The following is a 3,108-nucleotide window of genomic DNA, read 5'->3' as shown; positions in this document are numbered from 1 at the left end:
TCAGGGTTGTGATTGTATCAATGTATGAAAAGGTGATCGAGAGATCGCCTTGGAATACGGCGCAACACGAATACTCAACCTGTAGCGATGTGTCGACAAAGACACACCCGTTATAGGGTCAAGCGAACAAGTGCATGTGGTGGATGCCTTGGCGATCACAGGCGATGAAGGACGCGGTAGCCTGCGAAAAGCGGTGGGGAGCTGGCAAACGAGCTTTGATCCACCGATATCCGAATGGGGAAACCCACTCCTTATGGAGTATCCGTAGCTGAATCCATAGGCTACGCGAAGCGAACGCGGTGAACTGAAACATCTAAGTAACCGCAGGAAAAGAAATCAACCGAGATTCCCAGAGTAGTGGCGAGCGAAATGGGAGCAGCCTGTACTCTTTATCTTCATTGTTAGTCGAAGGCTCTGGAAAGTGCCGCCATAGCAGGTGATAGCCCTGTAGACGAAAACAGCGAGGAAGAACTGGGTGTACGAGAAGTAGGGCGGGACACGTGAAATCCTGTCTGAAGATGGGGGGACCATCCTCCAAGGCTAAATACTCGTGATCGACCGATAGTGAACCAGTACCGTGAGGGAAAGGCGAAAAGAACCCCGGGAGGGGAGTGAAACAGATCCTGAAACCGCATGCATACAAACAGTCGGAGCCTTTGAAAGAGGGTGACGGCGTACCTTTTGTATAATGGGTCAGCGACTTACATTCAGTGGCAAGCTTAACCGATTAGGGCAGGCGTAGCGAAAGCGAGTCCGAACAGGGCGATTCAGTCGCTGGGTGTAGACCCGAAACCAGGTGATCTATCCATGGCCAGGATGAAGGTGCGGTAACACGTACTGGAGGTCCGAACCCACTAACGTTGAAAAGTTAGGGGATGAGCTGTGGATAGGGGTGAAAGGCTAAACAAACCTGGAAATAGCTGGTTCTCTCCGAAAACTATTTAGGTAGTGCCTCGTGTATCACCTTCGGGGGTAGAGCACTGTCATGGTTGTGGGGTCCATTGCGGATTACTACGCCATAGCAAACTCCGAATACCGAAGAGTGCAATCACGGGAGACAGACATCGGGTGCTAACGTCCGGTGTCAAGAGGGAAACAACCCAGACCGCCAGCTAAGGTCCCCAAATATTGCTAAGTGGGAAACGAAGTGGGAAGGCTAAAACAGTCAGGAGGTTGGCTTAGAAGCAGCCATCCTTTAAAGAAAGCGTAATAGCTCACTGATCGAGTCGTCCTGCGCGGAAGATGTAACGGGGCTAAGCAATATACCGAAGCTGCGGATGCGTGCTTTGCACGCATGGTAGGAGAGCGTTCCGTAAGCCTGCGAAGGTGCACTGGAAAGTGTGCTGGAGGTATCGGAAGTGCGAATGCTGACATGAGTAGCGATAAAGGGGGTGAAAGGCCCCCTCGCCGTAAGCCCAAGGTTTCCTACGCAACGTTCATCGGCGTAGGGTGAGTCGGCCCCTAAGGCGAGGCAGAAATGCGTAGCTGATGGGAAGCAGGTTAATATTCCTGCACCATTGTTGAATGCGATGGGGGGACGGATCGCGGAAGGTTGTCCGGGTGTTGGAAGTCCCGGTCCTTGCATTGGAGAAGGCGCTTTGGCAAATCCGGGCGCGGGATTCAAGGGTGCGAGGCCATTCACTTCGGTGAAGAAGCAATCGGAAGTGGTTCCAGGAAAAGCCTCTAAGCTTCAGTTCAACAAGACCGTACCGCAAACCGACACAGGTGGGCGAGATGAGTATTCTAAGGCGCTTGAGAGAACTCGGGAGAAGGAACTCGGCAAATTGGTACCGTAACTTCGGGATAAGGTACGCCCCTGTAGCCTGACTGGCCTGCGCCAGAAGGGTGAAGGGGTTGCAATAAACTGGTGGCTGCGACTGTTTAATAAAAACACAGCACTCTGCAAACACGAAAGTGGACGTATAGGGTGTGACGCCTGCCCGGTGCCGGAAGATTAAATGATGGGGTGCAAGCTCCTGATTGAAGTCCCGGTAAACGGCGGCCGTAACTATAACGGTCCTAAGGTAGCGAAATTCCTTGTCGGGTAAGTTCCGACCTGCACGAATGGCGTAACGATGGCCACACTGTCTCCTCCCGAGACTCAGCGAAGTTGAAGTGTTTGTGATGATGCAATCTCCCCGCGGCTAGACGGAAAGACCCCATGAACCTTTACTGTAGCTTTGCATTGGACTTTGAACCGGTCTGTGTAGGATAGGTGGGAGGCATTGAAGCGGGAACGCCAGTTTCCGTGGAGCCGACCTTGAAATACCACCCTGATCTGTTTGAGGTTCTAACCCTGGTCCGTGATCCGGATCGGGGACAGTGCATGGTAGGCAGTTTGACTGGGGCGGTCTCCTCCCAAAGTGTAACGGAGGAGTACGAAGGTACGCTAGGTACGGTCGGAAATCGTGCTGATAGTGCAATGGCATAAGCGTGCTTGACTGCGAGACCGACAAGTCGAGCAGGTGCGAAAGCAGGTCATAGTGATCCGGTGGTTCTGTATGGAAGGGCCATCGCTCAACGGATAAAAGGTACTCTGGGGATAACAGGCTGATACCGCCCAAGAGTTCATATCGACGGCGGTGTTTGGCACCTCGATGTCGGCTCATCTCATCCTGGGGCTGTAGCCGGTCCCAAGGGTATGGCTGTTCGCCATTTAAAGAGGTACGTGAGCTGGGTTTAAAACGTCGTGAGACAGTTTGGTCCCTATCTGCCGTGGGCGCTGGATATTTGAAGGGGGCTGCTCCTAGTACGAGAGGACCGGAGTGGACGAACCTCTGGTGTACCGGTTGTCACGCCAGTGGCATCGCCGGGTAGCTATGTTCGGAAGAGATAACCGCTGAAAGCATCTAAGCGGGAAACTCGCCTTAAGATGAGATATCCCCGGGGCTTCGAGCCCCTTGAAGGGTCGTTCAAGACCAGGACGTTGATAGGTCAGGTGTATAAGCGCAGTAATGCGTTCAGCTAACTGATACTAATTGCCCGTAAGGCTTGATCCTATAACCGGTGTGTTTTACGCCACGAGTTAGCGCTTCAGCTGTCGGCCGGAGTTAGTGCTTCAGCACTTACTCCGGGCCCATGCAAAGCTCTTACTCAGGGGCCACCCCC

The 3,108-nt window shown here is 53.2% G+C and carries 1 rRNA gene; it reads left to right on the top strand.

The annotated features are described in order from the left end of the window. Positions 1 to 116 precede the first annotated feature (116 nt). A 23S ribosomal RNA gene (locus SB772_RS38875) occupies positions 117 to 2,999 on the top strand. Positions 3,000 to 3,108 lie beyond the last annotated feature (109 nt).

Origin of the sequence: Paraburkholderia sp. SIMBA_030 (assembly GCF_046535245.1) — a bacterium.
In the GTDB taxonomy this organism is placed as follows: domain Bacteria; phylum Pseudomonadota; class Gammaproteobacteria; order Burkholderiales; family Burkholderiaceae; genus Paraburkholderia.
The sequence above is the reverse complement of the archived record's forward strand: the minus strand, read 5'-3'. Positions and strand labels throughout refer to the sequence as shown.